Below are 1,264 nucleotides of genomic sequence, written 5' to 3'. Positions count from 1 at the left end.
CTACTCAATGACCACTGCTGCTTTAGAACACGTTCAAGCCGTTGCCTTTGATTTGGACGGTACCTTATGTGATTCCGTTCCCGATTTGGCCGCAGCAGCCCAAGCCATGTGTGCGCACTTGGGTTTACCTGTTTTGCCCACCCAAACGGTTGAAAGTTATGTCGGCGACGGCATCAGCAAGTTGGTTCATCGCGTCATTACCAATGATCGTGAAAAAGAAGCCGATCCTGAAATCTGGGAAAAAGGTTTTGTGTTCTTTATGAAATATTATCGCGATCACTTGAGCGACTTTACCTGCCCCTACCCTGAAACCGAAGCCGGTCTCGGCCTGCTCAAGTCCTTGGGTATTCCATTGGTTGTCATTACCAATAAAAACGAAGTACTGGCTGCAGAGCTGCTGAAGCAGCTCAATCTCGACGGCTACTTCAGCCTGGTTCTCGGCGGCGATAGCCTGACTGAGAAAAAACCCAGCCCATTGCCGCTTCAACATGCGGCCGAAGTTTTGGGCATCGACGTTGCCAATATGCTGATGGTGGGCGACTCTAAAAATGACATTATTGCCGCCAAAGCGGCCGGTTGTTTCAGTGTCGGCGTAACATTCGGCTACAGCGACATGACCTTGCTCTCGCAAGACAAAGCGACCAAACCTGATTTGTTGATTCGCGCGTTGCCTGAAATCTACGAAAATCTGCAACCGCAAAAAAACAAAGACGAAGAATAATTCGGCTTTATTTTCAGACGACCTTTTCGGTGCTTTCACCCAATCAGGCCGTCTGAAATGTAATTCAATGTAGTTAAACTCCCTCCTCTTCCATATCCCCATGAAACCTCCCAAAACCTTACGCGCCCGCGCCTTGGATATTCTTTCCCGTCAAGAAGTCAGCCGTGTCGGCTTGAAACGCAAACTGGCTCCCCACGCCGAAAGCGAAGAAGAATTGGAAAAGGTTTTGGACGAATTCGTCGAACGAAATTGGCAATCCGACCAACGTTACGCAGAAGCCTATATTCACAGCAAAAGCAACCGTTACGGCACGCTCCGCCTCAAGCAAGCCTTGGCACAACAAGGTATCGATGCAGACGACTGTCGGGAGTTCCTACCCGATAGGGAGGACGAGCTGCAAACCGCTATTTCCGTCTTGCGTAAAAAATTCAAGCAAGAAGCCCAAGATTTGAAAGAAAAACAAAAACAAGCGCGTTTCCTTGCCTATCGCGGCTTTGGTGCCGACACCATTCAGACGGCCTTAAAAACCGCGTGGAATGAAGA

The 1,264-nt window shown here is 49.2% G+C and carries 2 protein-coding genes; both read left to right on the top strand.

The genetic code is table 11. The annotated features are described in order from the left end of the window. Positions 1-7: 7 nt before the first annotated feature. On the top strand, positions 8-721 hold the full coding sequence (locus ACTHS3_RS13565; RefSeq protein WP_070734646.1) for a phosphoglycolate phosphatase: 714 nt from the start codon (positions 8-10) through the stop codon (positions 719-721). Positions 722-821: 100 nt separating this feature from the next. Further along, the coding region (recX, locus tag ACTHS3_RS13560) for a recombination regulator RecX (RefSeq protein WP_440368202.1) at positions 822-1,264 on the top strand (443 nt) is incomplete at its 3' end.

It is taken from the genome of Neisseria sp. P0009.S007 (genome assembly GCF_051962515.1).
Note: the sequence above shows the minus strand (reverse complement) of the source record. Positions and strands in the feature narration are given on the sequence as shown.